Below are 17,912 nucleotides of genomic sequence, written 5' to 3'. Positions count from 1 at the left end.
TGTAATTGACGAAACCGAATGGGATAAATGCGAATCCACTGAACTGGTTTTCATCATCGTCTAACAAAACTCCTGCTGTACAGACTGTTTCTTGATATTTGGTGCTAATTGAAGGGTATGTTTTAGTTGCAATTAAAATTTTCCTTCTTTCCATACAACAACCTCTATATGAACTAGCTAGCTAAGTGATATTATAGACACATTATTACTTTCAGTATGGTATCAAAATTTTCCATCATATACTGCCGAAACTCTCAAAATTTGGGAAAATAATAAAGTAAGTCGAATATTATACGACTAACCCAAATTCTTCTAGGAAAATATGACTCATCCTTTCCTTGAACGCCTGCGTAGTCCAGATAGCCCAGTTCTCGTCTTCGACGGGGCGATGGGAACTAACTTACAAACCCAAAACCTGACTGCTGAAGACTTCGGCGGCCCACAGTATGAAGGTTGTAACGAATACCTAGTCCACACTAAACCTGAAGCTGTTGCTAAGGTTCACCGTGACTTTCTCGCTGCTGGTGCAGACGTAATTGAAACCGATACCTTTGGCAGTACATCCCTGGTGCTGGCAGAATATGACTTAGCAGACCAAGCCTATTACCTCAGCAAGACAGCCGCAGAATTGGCCAAGCGTGTGGCTGCGGAATTTTCCACGCCAGAAAAACCCCGGTTTGTGGCTGGTTCTATCGGCCCGACAACTAAACTCCCTACCTTGGGACATATTGACTTTGACACCATGAAAGCTACTTTTGCTGAACAAGCAGAAGCGCTATGGGATGGTGGTGTCGATTTATTTCTGGTGGAAACTTGTCAAGATGTGCTGCAAATTAAGGCGGCACTGAATGCTATTGAAGAGGTATTTGCGAAGAAGGGCGATCGCAGACCGTTGATGGTATCTGTGACAATGGAAAGCATGGGCACAATGTTGGTTGGTTCCGAAATCAGCGCTGTGCTGACAATTTTGGAACCTTACCCAATCGACATTCTTGGTTTAAACTGCGCCACAGGCCCAGACTTGATGAAACCACATATCAAGTATCTGGCAGAACATTCGCCTTTCATCGTTTCCTGTATTCCCAACGCGGGTTTACCTGAGAACGTCGGCGGTCAAGCACACTACCGCCTGACACCGTTAGAATTGCGGATGTCATTGATGCATTTTGTTGAAGATTTGGGTGTCCAAGTGATCGGGGGTTGCTGTGGGACGCGTCCAGAACACATTCAACAATTGGCAGAAGTTGCTAAAGACCTGAAGCCAAAAGTTAGACAACCTAGCTTAGAACCAGCAGCAGCATCAATTTACACCACTCAGCCTTATGACCAAGATAATTCCTTCTTGATTGTTGGCGAACGTCTCAACGCCAGTGGTTCCAAGAAGTGCCGCGATTTGCTAAATGCCGAAGATTGGGACGGACTCGTTTCAATGGCGAGGGCGCAAGTCAAAGAAGGCGCACACATCCTTGATGTCAACGTCGATTATGTGGGACGTGACGGCGTGCGTGATATGCACGAATTAGTTTCGCGCATTGTTAATAATGTCACACTGCCTTTAATGCTTGACTCCACCGAATGGGAAAAAATGGAGGCAGGTTTAAAGGTTGCCGGTGGTAAGTGTTTGCTGAACTCCACCAACTACGAAGATGGGGAACCGCGCTTTTTGAAAGTGTTGGAGTTAGCGAAAAAATACGGTGCGGGTGTAGTCATTGGTACTATCGATGAAGATGGGATGGCGCGGACAGCAGACAAAAAGTTTGCGATCGCAGAGCGTGCATACCGTCAAGCTGTAGAATATGGCATACCACCCACAGAAATATTCTTTGATACCCTAGCGTTACCAATTTCCACCGGGATTGAAGAAGACCGAGAAAATGGTAAAGCCACCATTGAATCCATCCGGCGGATTCGTGAAGGATTGCCTGGATGTCATGTGATTTTGGGTGTTTCCAATATTTCCTTTGGTTTGAATCCAGCCTCGCGGATGGTGCTGAACTCAGTGTTTTTGCACGAGGCAACAACGGCGGGAATGGATGCAGCCATTGTCAGCGCTAACAAGATTTTACCGCTCTCCAAGATTGACGCACGCCATCAAGAAATTTGTCGCCAGTTGATTTATGATGAGCGGAAGTTTGAGGGTAATGTTTGCGTTTACGATCCCTTGGGAGAGCTTACCACAGCGTTTGCTGGGGTGACAACTAAGCGCGATCGCTCCTTAGATGAAAGTCTCCCCATCCCAGAACGTCTCAAACGCCACATCATCGACGGTGAACGCATTGGCTTAGAAGAACATCTCAAAAAAGCCTTAGAAGAACATCCACCCTTGGAAATTATCAACACCTTCCTGCTAGATGGCATGAAAGTTGTCGGGGAATTATTCGGTTCTGGACAAATGCAGCTACCCTTCGTTCTGCAATCTGCGGAAACCATGAAAGCGGCGGTGGCGTTTTTAGAACCGTTCATGGAAAAATCAGAATCAGGTAACAATGCCAAGGGAACCTTTATCATTGCCACAGTCAAAGGCGATGTTCACGACATTGGTAAAAACTTAGTCGATATCATCTTGTCCAACAACGGTTACAAGGTGATTAACCTGGGAATTAAACAGCCAGTAGAAAACATCATCAACGCTTACGAACAGTACAAACCTGATTGTATTGCCATGAGTGGTTTGCTGGTAAAATCCACCGCCTTCATGAAAGAGAACTTGGAGGTATTTAACGAAAAGGGAATTAGTGTCCCTGTAATTTTAGGTGGTGCGGCGCTGACTCCCAAATTTGTGTATGAAGATTGCCAAAATACCTATAAAGGTAAAGTCGTTTATGGCAAAGATGCCTTTTCTGACTTGCACTTCATGGATAAATTAATGCCAGCAAAGGCAACTAATAACTGGCAAGATTTGCAAGGATTTTTGAACGAAGTCGAAACGGCTGAAGTTTCGACGAATGGTAACAAAGAACCAAAAGCTACAACTACCGAAGAAACATCTACTGAACCAAAAGTAGTAGATACGAGACGTTCTGATGCGGTGGCGATAGATATTGAACGTCCCACACCGCCTTTCTGGGGAACGAAGTTATTGCAGCCTAGTGATATTCCCATCGAGGAAATATTCTGGCACTTGGATTTACAAGCTTTAGTTGCTGGACAGTGGCAATTCCGCAAACCAAAGGAACAATCTAAGGAAGAATATCAGGCTTTCTTGGCTGAGAAAGTTTACCCAGTTTTAGAAACTTGGAAACAGCGGATTATTGAGGAGAATTTGTTACATCCCCAGGTGATTTATGGATATTTTCCTTGTCAAGCTGAGGGGAATTCTCTACATATATATGACTCAGAGAATCAATCACAACAGGTTACAACTTTCGAGTTTCCCAGACAGAAGTCTTTAAGGCGGCTGTGTATAGCAGATTTCTTTGCACCGAAGGAGTCGGGAATTATTGATGTCTTCCCAATGCAGGCGGTGACTGTAGGGGAGATTGCCACAGAGTTTGCCCAAAAGCTGTTTGCAGCTAATCAATACACAGATTATCTGTATTTCCACGGTATGGCGGTGCAGGTGGCGGAAGCTGTAGCTGAATGGACACACGCCAGAATTCGCCGGGAGTTAGGTTTTGCTGCTGATGAACCCGACAATATTCGGGATATACTAGCACAACGCTATCGTGGATCACGGTATAGTTTTGGGTATCCAGCTTGCCCGAATATTCAGGATCAGTACAAGCAACTGGAGTTATTGCAGACTGACAGGATTAACTTGTATATGGATGAAAGCGAACAACTTTATCCAGAACAGTCTACCACTGCGATTATTGCTTACCACCCGTTAGCAAAATACTTTAGCGCGTAGAATCTGACTCGTTAACCTAATACCCTTTGGTGTTAGTACCCCAACCCCCCGATAAATTGGGGGGTTTAATTCAATTTTTAAACGCAGAGGGACACAGAGGTTTACTCAATTTATTCGTTACTATTTAATGAAATGTTGTATTTAGACGGCAGTCTCAACTAAATTAATATACCTACGTTGAAAATCGAAAGTCGGGAGTAGGGAAATCCGAATCAGAAAATGGGGGCAAACAATGCTCAAAAAAGGTGCGATCGCCTAAGTTATGCTTTTAAAATCCTAATTGGTATCATGTCCTTCTGTGTTCTCCGGGTTTATCCTGGAAAACAGATGGCTAGGTTGTATTACCTACTATCATCATTTCAGATACTAACATCGAAAACTACCAATTATGCTAGAACAAGGCACTATCAGTATTCATACTGAGAATATTTTCCCGATCATCAAGAAGTCGCTTTATTCAGATCACCAAATCTTCTTGCGGGAACTGGTATCCAACGCTGTAGACGCCATCCAAAAGCTGAAAATGGTATCCCGCGCCGGCGATTATGCTGGAGATATCGGCGAACCAGAAATTGAAATTGCCATTGACAAAGATAAGAAAACTCTATCCATCTCCGATAACGGTATCGGAATGACCGCAGATGAAGTTAAGAAATATATCAATCAGGTTGCCTTCTCTAGTGCTGAAGAATTTATTCATAAGTATGAAGGCAAATCAGATCAACCGATAATCGGCCACTTCGGTCTTGGTTTCTATTCTTCCTTCATGGTGGCGCAAAAGGTAGAAATTGATACCTTGTCTTACCAAGAAGGGGCGCAGGCGGTTCACTGGTCTTGCGATGGTTCGCCAGCATTCACTCTTGAAGAATCTTCCCGAACAACTCGCGGTACTACTATTATTCTCAGCCTGCAAGGGGAAGAAGAGGAATTTCTCGAATCAGCACGAATTAAGAATCTTGTCAAGACATACTGCGACTTTTTGCCAGTCCCGATTAAACTAGATGGCGAAGTAATAAATAAGCAAAAAGCACCGTGGCGAGAATCTCCGAGTAATCTGACTCAAGAAGATTATTTAGAGTTCTACCGCTACCTGTATCCTTTTCAAGAAGAACCTTTGTTATGGGTACATCTAAATACTGACTATCCCTTTATCATCAACGGGATTTTGTATTTCCCGAAAATGAGGCCGGATGTAGATGTTACCAAAGGGCAGATCAAGCTATTTTGCAATCAAGTTTTTGTTAGCGACAACTGCGAAGAAATTATCCCGCAATTCCTGATGCCGATGCGGGGTGTGATTGATAGTACCGATATTCCTCTAAATGTATCGCGTAGTGCCTTGCAAGGCGATCGCACCGTGAAGCGAATTGGTGATTACATTGCCAAAAAAGTAGGCGATCGCCTCAAAGAACTTTTCCGCGATAACCGCGAACAATATGTTAGCGCGTGGAAAGACCTCGGCACTTTTGTAAAATTTGGCGCTCTCAACGACGAGAAATTCAAAAAACAAATCGAAGATATCATCGTCTTCCGCACCACTGCCAAGTTGACAGAAAAAGTTGCTGCTGAAACTCCAGTGGTTGAAGTCCAATCTTCAGACGGGGATGCTTGGCAAGATGTCACTCCTTCACCCAGTTCTGAGAACTCAGCACCCATAGCTCCCTATACTACGCTCAAAGAGTATCTAGAGCGCAACAAAGAACGCAACGAAAACCGAGTTTTCTACAGCACCGATGAAACAACCCAAGCTACATACATAGAACTGCACAAAAATCAAGGCTTGGAAGTCCTGTTTATGGACTCCTTTATCGACACCCACTTTATCAACTTCCTAGAGCGCGAATATCAGGATGTCAAATTTACGCGGGTGGACTCAGATTTAGATAACACCCTGCTAGAACAAGATAAAGCGACGGAAATTGTCGATCCCAAGACGAATAAAACCCGGAGTGAGACGATCAAAGAGTTATTTGAGAAATCCCTCAACAAACCCAAACTCAACATCCGCACTGAAGCCTTGAAATCAGACGATCCTCAAGGTACACCACCTGCGATCGTTCTTTTACCAGAGATTCTTCGCCGCCTGCGAGAAATGAACGCCATGATGCAGCAGGGAACAGCAGAGTTTCCCGAAGACCACGTTTTGCTAGTGAATACCGCTCACCCGCTGATTCAAAATCTGGCAAATCTGAACCAAGGTAGTATTATTCAAGGTGACGGTCAATCGCCTACAGATCAGTTAGTCAACTTGATTTGTCAACACGTCTACGATTTAGCGCTGATGTCTCAGAAAGGATTTGACGCTGAAGGAATGAAATCTTTCGTCGAGCGATCGAATGAGGTACTCACCAAGCTGACGGAACAAGCGAGTAAATAGTGCTGAGTGCTGAGTGGGAAGTTAGGAGTTAGGAGTTAGGAGTTATTTCTCCTCTGCTTCCCCCACTCCCCATTCACCACTTCTGTTGCCTTAGACCTAAAATGGAAAGGCTGTATTAAAATAACAATCTGGAGATACTTGAGATGTCCCGTCGCTGTGAACTAACTGGTAAGAAGGCAAATAACGCTTTTGCTGTTTCCCACTCCCACCGCCGTACTAAACGCCTTCAGCACGCTAATCTGCAAAACAAGCGCGTTTGGTGGGAAGGCGGAAATCGCTGGGTGAAGTTAAAGCTGTCTACTAAAGCAATCAAAACCCTACAACTTAATGGGTTAGAAGCAATGGCAAAAGAAGCTGGCATTAACCTAAATCATTACTAAGTAATGTGGATTTCATAACCCGATACTTTGTGTAGGGTGTAACATTAGGTGATTTGTCGGGGCGTACAGCTAGCTGTGCGCCCCTAATGTTTATTACATCTTGAATGGCAGGCTGTGTATTTTTTGAATTCTGTTAGCAGCAAGAGAGAAATATAGGAATCCGTTTTGATTTGGAGAACTTAATTGCGTAGGAAGGAAACAGGGAATAAGGAACAGGGAACAGAAGCAAATAGATATGTACTGAATTTTTTCACGCAATCAAATATGAGTTCTTTATCTAAATTTTTACACCACGTATAAATCTCGGTATCTCTGAATAAATATACTTAGCAGTTTTCTATTTCTCATAATTGAAGTTAGACCGCTCTATACCCAAAATTAATATGAATTTATTTTAAAATTTATCAATACTCTTAACAATAGCTCAAGCTAGAGATTAGCTGAATAAAGAGAAAAACTGCCCAACCTCAAACAACTATTGAACGAGGTAGCAGAAGCCTTGATAGTAGAGCTATGAAAGGAAATCCAGAAACTAAAAACCGCACTGGAAACTACAATTAATCAAGACTCTCCAGCAACCAAAACTAGTTGAGCAATTACAAATAAACAAGGGAATACTGAAAATAGGTAGTCTATTTTCTTTATACTTTATGACAACGAACAGTTATGAAGCGTCGAACCACTCAGACCTGCAAGAGTGTCACAAACAGCTACAGCTAACGGTTCAATATCAAAAAATATTGGCGAGAATTCTGGCTAAGATTCGCGCATCTGTAAATATAGAATCTCTATGTTCGACTTCTTGTCAAGATATTTGTCGGCAATTGAAGATTGAGCGAGTTGCAATCTACCGTTTCAACGCTGATTGGAGTGGTAGTTTCATCAATCGTTTTGGCTTTGCAGAACATCCTTGGGATGCATTGACTGCCTTTGGACAGGACTTGGTGTGGGAAGATTCCCATTTGCAAGAAACCCAAGGAGGACGATATCGCAAAAATGAGCCGTTTGCTGTAGCTGATATTTACGATGCAGAACATGCTCGTTGTCATATTGAAGTATTAGAACAGTTTCAGATTCGGGCGTATGCGATCGCACCCATCTTCATCGGGCCAAAATTGTGGGGAATGCTGGCAGCCTATCAACATTCCGCTCCTCGGCAATGGTATCTTCACGAAGTCGAATTTTTTGCTCAAGCTGCCAGCCATCTCGGTGTGGCAATGCAGCAGGCAGAAAATTTAGAACAAACCAAACAACGCACAGCAGAACTACAAGATGCGATCGCGCGCCAACGTGCCTTGACGGAAGTGGTAGGAAATATTCGCTCGTCTGTAAATACCGAAATTATTCTAGACACTGCCTGTCAGGAACTCTGCAAACTTCTGAAATTAGAGCGGGCAGCAATTTACCGCTTTCATGAAGACTGGAGCGGTGAATTTGTCAGCCAATTCGGGATGGTAGAGGCGCAGTGGGATAGAATCCATCCCTTTGGCAAAAATCTCGTTTGGCAAGATACCTACCTCCAAGAAACGAAAGGTGGACGCTACCGCAATAACGAAAGTTTTGTTGTCAACGATATCTACCAAGCTGGACACTCGCGTTGTCATATCGATATTCTGGAGCAATTCAAGATTCGGGCATATACCTTAGCGCCCATCTTCATCGGCCCAAAACTGTGGGGACTGATAGCAGCCTATCAACACTCCGGGCCGCGCCAATGGGCAAATTACGAAGTGGAATTTGTTGGACAGATAGGGGCACAATTGGGAGTCGCGATTCAGCAAGCCGAGAATTTGGCTCAGTCGAAACAACAAGCTTCTGCCCTACAAGATGCGATCGCTCGGCAACGGGCATTAACTGAAGTAGTCGGGAAAATTCGCTCTTCTCTCAATATTGATTTAATCCTAAAAACCACATGCCAAGAAGTGTGTAAACTGCTGCGCGTTGAGCGGGTCGGTGTTTATCGCTTCAATGAAGATTGGAGTGGCGAATTCGTCAGTAATTTCGGTATGGTTGAGGCACAGTGGGACAGTATTAATCCCTTTGGCAAAAATCTCGTTTGGGAAGATACCCACCTCCAAGAAACCAAGGGTGGACGCTACCGCAACAACGAAAATTTTGCTGTAGAGGATATCTATAAAGCCGGACACTCGCGCTGTCACCTAGATATTTTGGAGCAGTTTAAGATTCGCGCTTATGCGTTAATCCCAATTTTTGTAGGACGAAATCTGTGGGGATTGCTGGCTGCCTATCAACATTCTGCACCGCGCCAGTGGGATAGCGTGGAAGTGGAATTTTTGGGACAGGTTGCTAGCCAACTGGGAGTAGCACTGCAAAGTTCTCAAATGGTGACTCAAATTCAAACTCGCGCTGATGAACTGCAACAATCGGCTGAACAGCGCCGGATTTTATTTGATTTGGTCGTCAAAATTCGGGAATCTTTGGATTTAGAGACGATCCTTAAGACTACAGTACAGGAAGTGCGGCGATCGCTAAATACAGATCGAGTCGGCATTTTCCGCTTTGATCCTAATGTCGGTTTTTGCAGTGGTGAATTTATTGCTGAAGATGTTTTACCCAAGTTTGATTCTGCCCTCGCCGTGAAGGTGCAAGACTATTGCTTCGGCGATCAATACGCACCGCAATATCGTCAAGGAGAAGTGCAAGTCATATCTGATGTCAACAGCGTTGGCTCCAAAGTACCTCATCTTGATGTGATTGAGCGATTCCAAGTCAAAGCACAGATTATTGTGCCGTTAATGGAAGGTGATGAACTGTGGGGGTTGTTCTGCATTCACCAATGCACCCATACACGTAATTGGGAAGAAGCGGAATTGGAATTTGTCACCCAAGTGGCGGCTCAACTCAGCGTAGCACTGCGTCAAGCCAACTTGTTTCAACAATCTAGTTTGCTGGGTCAAACTCGTGAAGAAGCCAATCAACTCGCCCAGGCACTAAATGAACTGCGTACCGCCCAAATGCAAATTATCCATGCTGAAAAAATGGCCAGCTTGGGGCAACTGGTGGCAGGAGTTGCCCATGAAATTAATAACCCGATTAATTTCATCCACGGAAACTTAGAACACGCCCACCAATACACGCAAGAATTGCTTCGCTATGTGCAGCTTTATTGGCATCATTATCCTGATGCCGCACCAGAAATCCAAGAGTTCTTCAAAAAAGCCGAAATAGCGTATTTGATCGAGGATTTACCTCAATTATTCCAGTCTATGCAGGTCGGCACTGAACGCATTCGGGAAATTGTCACATCTTTGCGGAATTTCTCGCGCCTAGATGAAGCCGACTTCAAGCCGGCAAATATTCACGAAGGCATCGACAGTACACTAATGATTTTGCAAAACCGTTTGAAGCCCTCAGCCGATAGCCTCACCATTCATGTGAGCAAAGATTATGATACTTTACCTCTAATAGAATGCTATCCAGGTCAATTGAATCAGGTATTTATGAATTTGCTGTCCAATGCCATTGATGCTCTAGAAGAACGAACCACAAAGGAATCTTCTGAAGCGCTGGCAAAAAATCCCAGCAAAATCCGAATTTCTACCTCCTTGCTCAATAAAGATTGGATTGTAATTCGCATCGCCGACAACGGACTCGGCATCGATGAAAAAGTCCTCTCTCGACTGTTCGATCCATTTTTTACTACTAAGGTTGTGGGTAAAGGTACAGGGCTAGGATTGTCTATCAGCTATCAGATAGTCACAGAAAAACACAACGGCAAGATATACTGCCAATCTGAACTTGGCAAAGGTACAGAGTTTGTGGTTGAGTTGCCGATTCGTCAGGTCGCAGCTAGAAAATCAGTAGCTAAAGTCCAAGTATTAGACCAGGAATAAGCAAGGAGGCAAAGTGATAATTTTTACTCATTAACCTGAAAAATTATCACTTTTTTACTCAGCACTCACTACTGTTTTAGTAACAGCACTATTACATAATTCTTTTACCTTTTCTGTTACCCAATCAACACGATCCTTTCCCCAAAATCTCTCGCCTTCGACTACCCAAGTCGGGACTCCGGGACAACCAAACTGCTCGTATTCTGCTAAAGCTGCGACTGCTGTCTGTTTGGCTGCTTCGCCGTATGCTAATTCTATAATGCGATCGCCATTCAATCCAACATCATTTGCAATTTTCCTAATCACAGACTCATCGTTGACATCAAGTAGGTCAATGTACGTCGCTCGAAAAAAAGCGGCATCAAGCAAATGCTCCTTCCCAGTTCCACAAGCAGCGTAATACGCTCTGGCCGGAAGTTCTTCACGACCAAGCTGCATTTTCTCCCAACGCTTCACCCATCTCGCAAATTCTTCAAATTCTTTGAGCCGAATTTCAATGCCGTACTTTTTTGCCCACCGCAGACAATCTTCTTTGTGATACGACGATAATAGGGCGTTTTCAGTTCGTCCTTGCAACTCAGCTACCTTTATACCCCGCTCCTTCGGTATATATATTGGTCGTCGTTCAATATCAACAGGTAAACCCTGCAATGCTTTTTCGGCAAGGGTAATACCAATATATGAATTTGATGAGTGGTATATCGAGTAGGAGTACACTTTGATTCGCTGCGACATCTTAGCTTCCGTAGTTAATATACTAATGCGATCGCATTCATCGACAGATATAAAAAATCTACAATTTAATAACCTGTAACTTTGATTAATACAATACCTACTTACGTATATCCTAGTATCTTACTGTAGACTAACACTGCGCTGCATTTAACCTACTAAAAGACAATCAAGTAAATCGAATGGTAATAATAAAGTTTTTCAAGAAATTTTATATTTTTGTAAATTTCCTTGCTGCCTATAGTACCTCTAATGCTTATTTCTAGGACATTTGCAGCTTACTTAGCTAGCTTCAGTAGTTGCCTTGACTAATCAATGAGGTTAAGAGAAACTAACTAAATACTGATGTGTGTGCTTATAATACTAATAAGTTTTGCAAAGATTCTGAGACATATATGTTGAAAGATGGAACATTAGTTAACAAATATCGAGTTTGTATCTAAGTAAAAATGTTCCTACGGCTATATTTGTAGCCTTCTGCTAAGGCAGTACAATTTAAGCGTACTTATCCTGGTTGGCCAAAAGCATGGAGACATTAGAGTTCATAATCTATCCAGACGGTCGGGTACAAGAGAAAGTCACTGGCATTGTGGGTGCTTCTTGCGCTGAGGTTACAGCAGCAATAGAGGCACAGTTGGGGCAAGTACTTAATCATGAGCCAACCTCAGAATATTTCGCCGCCAAGGTGCAGCAATCTAATCTGGCGAATACACACACCACTTACAGCGATTGGTAAGTTTTCACAGTAGTTTAGTGTTATTAATTCAGAACCACCATGTCACACTTTAGCCAAATTAAGACTCAAATCCGTAACCTTGATTCTTTGAAAGATGCTTTGACTGAATTGGGCGTAGACTGGAAACCCGGCCCACGCGAAGTCCGTGGCTATCGCGGTCAGACCCATCCTGCGGAAGTTAGTATTGAGCAGGAAAATGGCTACGATATCGGTTTTAGATGGAACGGCAAAGAATATGAATTGGTGGCTGACTTGCAATATTGGCAGCAAGATTTGTCTGTAGACGGATTTTTGCGCCAGGTAACACAGCGCTATGCTTATCAAACAGTTGTGAAAGAAACTGCTCGTGTTGGTTTTCAAGTCTCTGAACAACAAAAAAATGAAGATGGTTCAATTCGCCTGGTAGTACAGCGCTGGAGTGCGTAATGGCTGATTTTCTGCCGTCACCGGAAGAACAAGAAGATAACCGTTCCGGTTTGGAACCAGAATTAGGGGGTTTTTTACGAGATGCTCCAGAACGTTCTGGTTTAGAACCGGAATTGGGCGGTTTGCTGCGCCAAAATGGTGTTTATGTTGATGAAATTACCTGTATTGGTTGCAAGCATTGCGCTCATGTTGCGCGTAACACCTTTTATATTGAACCAGATTACGGGCGATCGCGCGTAGTTCGGCAAGATGGGGACGCTGAAGAAATTATCCAAGAAGCAATTGACACTTGTCCGGTTGATTGCATTCATTGGGTTGATTACACTGAACTGAAAAATTTAGAAGAAGAGCGCAAATATCAGGTAATTCCTGTAGTCGGTTATCCGGTGGAACATGCAGTTGCGGCTAGCGAACGCCGACGTAAAAAACAAAAGTTAAAGACCAAAAAATCTCGTTATTAAGATAAAAACGTTAAATTAATATAATAAAGGACTGGTATATCCAGTCCTTTTGTTTTTCATCATATACAGCACAATACAACAAAAAGATTTGGAGAGACGGCGATTTATCGCGTCTTCAAAAACCAATTATCTACAGCCTTTTAATCCAAAATTGTTATAATTGCCTTCATTTAAAACTTAGAGGATCGTGCTGTGAAAGCAATTTTTCTACCTTCGCCTCGTCTAACCTAGCAGTTAATCTTCTAGTTTCATGCAAATCTCTAGTAGTTTTTGCCAAAGTAAAAGTTGAGCCAACAGAGAAAGCTAAACCCATACCCATAAAGCCTTTCACCCAGCTATCTACAGGTAAGTTGACAATACCGAAGGTGGTCATAGAAATTGACAACATAAAAGCTGCCCAGGTTTGAATAATCCAAGCGGCACTATCTTTTTGATTACCAATTGTTTGCATATTTTCTACCTTTGATATGAGTTATCTATACCAATCACTAATTAAGAAATGTAAGATTTAATCTGGGTTTCCAGACTTTTATCTGTAGTTGAATTTTGGATAATTGGTATTAACAGTAATTGTATTGACTGGTAGGTTTACTGGTATCAATAGTCAGACCAGTTTGATAACTGGACTTCAAAAGTAAGCTCAAGAGCAATTTGATTAAATAGAAACTGGCACAAGATTTGTACCAGTTCTACAAGTGTCATTGAAAAAGGGACTAGGGACTGGGAAAATTGTTCGGGAATTCAGGCTCCAACCAAGTTTAAAAAAAACTCTTCCTAGTCCCCAGTCCCCAGTCGTGGCGCGACCCATTAAATGTATTAGTTTACTTACTCATCTGGAAAAGTCTGTACCTTGCCATCAGGACTGAGAACAACTCGAATTCTGACATTTTGTCCGCGTTTATTGGCGGAAACAAAAGGTTTACCAACTTCGGGCATCCCAGCGCTATCAACAAACTCTCTTGCTGCCTTATTCAGGGGAAAAATTCGTTCAACAGTGCCATCAACACTAACTATCAAACTGTACTCTAATGTTTGTGCTAGTCCAGTGGGTGGTTGCCAGCGCTTTACTAAGTATTCTCTAGCTTCTGCTACTTGAGGTGTATCAAATAATGTGCCAGTCGCTACTTCTCTGGATGTGGGAGATTTGCGTGCGTCCCCCAATTGATCAATAAAAGGATTATTCTCAGCAGTTCTAGAGGAGGGAACTTGGGAAGCAGGTTTCTCTACAGAAGAAGGTTGTTGTAGAGAATTGATTCTTTCATCTAGCTGTTGTGAGTTTAGTTGGGAGGGTTGGGTAGGAGTATTGACACGATTATTATTAGGTATGGTGTCAAGAGATGGGGGAAGAACTGGTGAGATATTAGTTGGTAAGCTGCTGGCGTTAGAAGATAGTCTCGGTGGCAAGTTTCGCAGTTGAGGGATAGTACCGGGTTGGGAACTTGACCTTGTAGGATTTTGCCCCAGATTTGGTAATATGGCAATTTCCTGACCTGGGAGTTTTTTGCTAGATGGTACGTTAGAGAAGCTCGCCGGAGGCATCGCACTATTTTTGGGAAGGGTTGCAGTCGTCCCCTGAGGTATTGTCAATACATTTGGTGGCGGCGTAGAGAAACTAGAACTAGGGACTGTTAGAGGTGCTTGGGGTAAAGTGGATGTGGCAATTGGAGGGGTAGAACCTAGCAAGTTATCTGATGGATTGGTTGGAGTGGTTAGCCCAGGATCGGGCGTAGGAAAGTTTAGTGAGGATGAAGGTTCTAAAGCAGTCTTTACCGCTGCTGAATCTGATGTTTTGGCTGTTTGCTGTTGCTTTTCTCTAAGATTGTTAGCATATTGCCAAGTAACTGGTAAAAAACCTATACCTATTAATAATACTGCGGCAATAGGCGCCCAAGTCGGGAATCTCAGAGTCGAACTAGTGTTGTTGAGAGTTGGGAGTGCCATGACATCAGTCGAGTATTCATCTAAAGCACTTGCCAAATCAAATAGTTGCAGCAGACTGAGTTGAATTACAGGGCCAGATGAGTAGTTAGCAAGAGAACCGAGAAATAGATTGTGAGTTAAATAGCTGCTTGGTTCTAAGTGGATATTTGCCCCTGGAATCTGGGTATTAAAGGCATTTAATGTTTTTGTTGAAGACTTTAATTCCGGCTCATCCAATACTGTGCTTGATTGCTGAGTACCGGAGAAACTGACCCAAAAGCTTTCTGGAGACTGTTGGAGAAATTGCTGTACGTAGCTGGTGACAGCATCACATAAAGCCTCGAGTTGCTCGCGATCGCCCCGAATTGGAATTCTATTTTCTTCTGGTAATCGGGGATCGTCAAAACGTAACTCAAAGCTTAGGTGTTTGAGGACAGTTTTACCCATCCAACGGGACAGAGGTGAACTTTGCGCGAATACTTCTAGCGTGCAAGTCGGTGGTGTGTAGCGACGAATGACAGAATTTGATAGAGGCATAGCAGGAACAACAAGGAAGACTATTTGGGATTTTGCAAAAAATTGAGCCAGTTGCTTGCAAAGAAAATTTGGGACGCTGGATTCCTCCACTTAGAACTTTGTCAGGTTACTTCAGTTATGCAAACTGGTGTCTAAGGAGGAAACAGTGTTGACAGTGCATCGCCCAAAAAGCTAACGACCATCAAAAGGATTTTCCGATCTCGCAAACAAATCACAAGTAAATTTTGGTTGAGAAATTTCAAATCTAAAATTTTGTTGAACGGTCTATAAGTGCTAGCCAGAGACGGCGATGCCCACCAGCCGCACTGTAAAAAAGTAAATCTACCAGCAGTTTTAGAGCCAGGTTGGTTAGTAAATCCGTTGAGATTTTCTCGTCCTCTTCCATCCGCTCTTGGTAGGTGTTGCAAAAAGCATCAATATAGTCTCCAAGTAAAGCAGCCTGGTGAGGTTCCCGGTTATTTTCTGCCATTTGTTCTAACAGACCGACAGCGCGGCGAATCAATTCCTGGTGTTGTTTAGCTAGATAGCAGATGATCAAAACAAGCGATCGCGCTTCTTCGACATCTAGCTTTTTCCGCCCTCCTTGACCTTTACGTAGGGGATTTGATTGGCGCAGTCGCCATAAAGCTACGCGGTCGGGCACTCTTGACTCTAAATTCAGATCGGTTGCCGCCGAAAGCATAGCCTCTGAACCAATCCCAGTTAAGGTTTCTAGTGCCAACAGCACCAAGTCTAATTGGGTTTTGATATTGTCCCATTGGACTGTGTTTGGGGCTGGAAGCTTGATTAAATCCTCCCACTGGGAATTTGGAGTGGCTGAGTTGGCGGCCGAGTGCATAACTTTTAGCATAGGTGATCAAGCTGATAGGGGATGTTGCTGTTACCCATTTTGAAACCAGACTCTTCAGAATCAAGGTTGGTTTCCCATAGCTAAGAGCCAAAGGCTTCAGCTAGCTTTTTGTGTGGTAAATAGCAGGTATCTTTGTCCTACTCTAGATGAAAATTTATTTTGGACAAAGTAGAAAATTATCAATTCTAGTTAAGGTTTACTTGACTTTTGCTGCTAGCTCCGTACAAGAGTATTAATAAACTATTGTTTTGAATGCTAACCGCTAATGATCACTAAGTAATCATTTAGAATACCTCATAATTTATTTGCAACTGGAAATTTTGAAATTTCTTGATATTTATTACTTGGTCTTCATGTATACAAAATTACTATACAAATCTTTTGCCTATTTGCTAAAGACGTTTCTTACTACTAGACATAATCCACCCCATTTTGCTTGTGTGTAGCCTGTTATTTCAAGACAGGCTGGGTAACATCAGGATGATTGATGTCTCCATGAAACTGATGACCAATATTAATAATTTATAATTCATAATTAAGAAATGGGTATAGAGCAATACGCTTGGGTTAAGGGCTACTGGCAAAAATTTTGGGTTTTCGAGACGCGATAAATCGCCGTCTCTACAAATATTTTTGTCTTATCTGAACTGTATTGTGGGGTATAGAGTCGCCACTGAATTTTTAATTCAGTGGTCTTAAATCCAGGGTATGGGCATATTGTCAATAAAATAAGATGTCAATCTCAATAAAGCCTCGGATAATCGCATTCATGCCTACTTATTGAGATATTCTAGGCGATCGCTTTGACCCACAAAAAATCAATCAAGTGAGAAATCTTATTGTCTCAGCCATACATCAATTAAGACTTTTTGTCAATATGCCACAAGTTTGAATTATAAATTATATTGGCAAACTTAAAAATTTGCTCGAGTCAGCATTTAGAAAATGTTGGATAATTGTTTTTCAACTTAATTTGTATTACGGAGCTAATCGAAAACTACGCGCAGATTCATAACTAATTTATCAAGTTGATGAGTGAAGATAATAGTTTAGATATTCACCAAAACTTATAGTTCAATACGGATATTAGGCACAAACTCTTTGAGGAGTAATTTTTGACAATTTAAACTAAATAAGGCTACTACTAACTTGCTCTATTATCCAAGCACTAAATGCTTTCATTGTCGCATTTATGCCATTGATTTTACTCAGCATCAAATATTCGGGAATCACTTGGCAAATGGAGAGATTAGGGAAAATAGAACTGATATTTGATTCTACATATTGACCATTGAACAGCACATTTATTTGCAATCTATTTCCATCCCATCGCCACAACTCCGGTACTCTCAAGGCTTGATAATTGTTAAAACGAGTCCGGGAGGTAATATCAATTTCAAGAGCCAAATCTGGAGGCAGGTCGATTTCTAGATTGATTCTATCTTTGCCCCTAATTCTAGCTTCATTTTGGATATAGAAACAATCATCGGGTTCTGTCCCAGCATCCATGCTTTCTTTATCAAAAGTTGTAGAACCCAAACTCCAAAATTCCAGATCGAGTTCTTCTAATAAAACTTTTACCAAGTCTCCAATAATAACTTTAGCTACTTCATGCTCTGGCAATGGAGCTATTATTTCCAGCACCCCTTGACTGTAAGCTATCCGCGAACTGCGATTGTCTCCCAATTCTGCTAAAATGCGTTTGTATGCCGACCAGGAGACATCTTTAATCAACAATTGATGACCGGCTTTAACAATTAGTTGATTGAGTTCAAGTAACATCGCAAAT

Annotated in this window: 12 protein-coding genes; 7 read left to right on the top strand and 5 right to left on the bottom strand. The window is 42.5% G+C overall.

Annotated elements, in window-relative coordinates:
• Positions 1-322: 322 nt before the first annotated feature.
• The 4 genes from metH to FD723_RS22080 all read left to right on the top strand — a co-directional run bounded on the left by metH (position 323) and on the right by FD723_RS22080 (position 10,461).
• Positions 323-3,850, top strand: coding sequence for a methionine synthase (gene metH / locus FD723_RS22095; protein WP_179067278.1), 3,528 nt, complete (start codon positions 323-325; stop codon positions 3,848-3,850).
• 388 nt (positions 3,851-4,238) lie between these two features.
• Positions 4,239-6,227: a molecular chaperone HtpG gene (htpG, locus tag FD723_RS22090; RefSeq protein WP_179067277.1), complete on the top strand. Its 1,989-nt coding sequence runs from the start codon at positions 4,239-4,241 to the stop codon at positions 6,225-6,227.
• Between the two features lie 143 nt (positions 6,228-6,370).
• Positions 6,371-6,607, top strand: coding sequence for a 50S ribosomal protein L28 (rpmB, locus tag FD723_RS22085; protein WP_179067276.1), 237 nt, complete (start codon positions 6,371-6,373; stop codon positions 6,605-6,607).
• Between the two features lie 650 nt (positions 6,608-7,257).
• Positions 7,258-10,461, top strand: a complete 3,204-nt coding sequence (locus FD723_RS22080; protein WP_179067275.1) for a GAF domain-containing protein — start codon at positions 7,258-7,260, stop codon at positions 10,459-10,461.
• Positions 10,462-10,515: 54 nt separating this feature from the next.
• On the opposite strand, the gene FD723_RS22075 is transcribed toward FD723_RS22080, so the two are convergent.
• Positions 10,516-11,196, bottom strand: coding sequence for a 2-hydroxychromene-2-carboxylate isomerase (locus tag FD723_RS22075; protein WP_179067274.1), 681 nt, complete (start codon positions 11,194-11,196; stop codon positions 10,516-10,518).
• A 523-nt stretch (positions 11,197-11,719) separates the two neighbouring features.
• Between FD723_RS22075 and FD723_RS22070 the strand changes: the two genes are divergently transcribed.
• Genes FD723_RS22070 through FD723_RS22060 form a run of 3 tightly spaced genes read left to right on the top strand, consistent with a single transcriptional unit; the run spans position 11,720 to position 12,816 of the window.
• Positions 11,720-11,929 (top strand): DUF2997 domain-containing protein, encoded by a 210-nt coding sequence (locus tag FD723_RS22070; protein ID WP_179067273.1) that lies wholly within the window; start codon positions 11,720-11,722, stop codon positions 11,927-11,929.
• Positions 11,930-11,968: 39 nt separating this feature from the next.
• Positions 11,969-12,355, top strand: coding sequence for a DUF1257 domain-containing protein (locus FD723_RS22065; RefSeq protein ID WP_012406942.1), 387 nt, complete (start codon positions 11,969-11,971; stop codon positions 12,353-12,355).
• On the top strand, positions 12,355-12,816 hold the full coding sequence (locus FD723_RS22060; protein ID WP_179067272.1) for a ferredoxin: 462 nt from the start codon (positions 12,355-12,357) through the stop codon (positions 12,814-12,816). Before FD723_RS22065 ends, FD723_RS22060 begins: the two co-directional genes overlap by 1 nt.
• Positions 12,817-12,982: 166 nt before the next feature.
• Here the strand turns inward: FD723_RS22060 and FD723_RS22055 are convergent, their stop codons facing one another.
• The 4 genes from FD723_RS22055 to FD723_RS22040 all read right to left on the bottom strand — a co-directional run bounded on the left by FD723_RS22055 (position 12,983) and on the right by FD723_RS22040 (position 17,905).
• Complete coding sequence (locus FD723_RS22055; RefSeq protein WP_179067271.1) at positions 12,983-13,267, bottom strand: YiaA/YiaB family inner membrane protein; 285 nt, start codon at positions 13,265-13,267, stop codon at positions 12,983-12,985.
• Positions 13,268-13,641: 374 nt separating this feature from the next.
• Entirely contained in the window at positions 13,642-15,273 is a 1,632-nt protein-coding gene (locus FD723_RS22050; protein WP_179067270.1) for a DUF4335 domain-containing protein, read from the bottom strand.
• 244 nt (positions 15,274-15,517) lie between these two features.
• Entirely contained in the window at positions 15,518-16,123 is a 606-nt protein-coding gene (locus tag FD723_RS22045; protein ID WP_179067269.1) for a DUF3038 domain-containing protein, read from the bottom strand.
• Positions 16,124-17,251: 1,128 nt separating this feature from the next.
• On the bottom strand, positions 17,252-17,905 hold the full coding sequence (locus FD723_RS22040) for a Uma2 family endonuclease (protein WP_179067268.1): 654 nt from the start codon (positions 17,903-17,905) through the stop codon (positions 17,252-17,254).
• Positions 17,906-17,912: the final 7 nt, after the last annotated feature.

The organism is Nostoc sp. C052, from assembly GCF_013393905.1.
Classification (GTDB): Bacteria; Cyanobacteriota; Cyanobacteriia; order Cyanobacteriales; family Nostocaceae; genus Nostoc.
This window is presented reverse-complemented; position numbering and strand designations above follow the sequence as displayed.

Coding starts and splice junctions, on each gene's coding strand:
- FD723_RS22060 (WP_179067272.1), top strand. CDS start 12,355: ATGGCTGATTTTCTGCCGTCACCGGAAGAACAAGAAGATAACCGTTCC.
- FD723_RS22080 (WP_179067275.1), top strand. CDS start 7,258: ATGACAACGAACAGTTATGAAGCGTCGAACCACTCAGACCTGCAAGAG.
- FD723_RS22055 (WP_179067271.1), bottom strand. CDS start 13,267: ATGCAAACAATTGGTAATCAAAAAGATAGTGCCGCTTGGATTATTCAA.
- FD723_RS22075 (WP_179067274.1), bottom strand. CDS start 11,196: ATGTCGCAGCGAATCAAAGTGTACTCCTACTCGATATACCACTCATCA.
- FD723_RS22050 (WP_179067270.1), bottom strand. CDS start 15,273: ATGCCTCTATCAAATTCTGTCATTCGTCGCTACACACCACCGACTTGC.
- FD723_RS22070 (WP_179067273.1), top strand. CDS start 11,720: ATGGAGACATTAGAGTTCATAATCTATCCAGACGGTCGGGTACAAGAG.
- FD723_RS22065 (WP_012406942.1), top strand. CDS start 11,969: ATGTCACACTTTAGCCAAATTAAGACTCAAATCCGTAACCTTGATTCT.
- metH (WP_179067278.1), top strand. CDS start 323: ATGACTCATCCTTTCCTTGAACGCCTGCGTAGTCCAGATAGCCCAGTT.
- rpmB (WP_179067276.1), top strand. CDS start 6,371: ATGTCCCGTCGCTGTGAACTAACTGGTAAGAAGGCAAATAACGCTTTT.
- FD723_RS22045 (WP_179067269.1), bottom strand. CDS start 16,123: ATGCTAAAAGTTATGCACTCGGCCGCCAACTCAGCCACTCCAAATTCC.
- htpG (WP_179067277.1), top strand. CDS start 4,239: ATGCTAGAACAAGGCACTATCAGTATTCATACTGAGAATATTTTCCCG.
- FD723_RS22040 (WP_179067268.1), bottom strand. CDS start 17,905: ATGTTACTTGAACTCAATCAACTAATTGTTAAAGCCGGTCATCAATTG.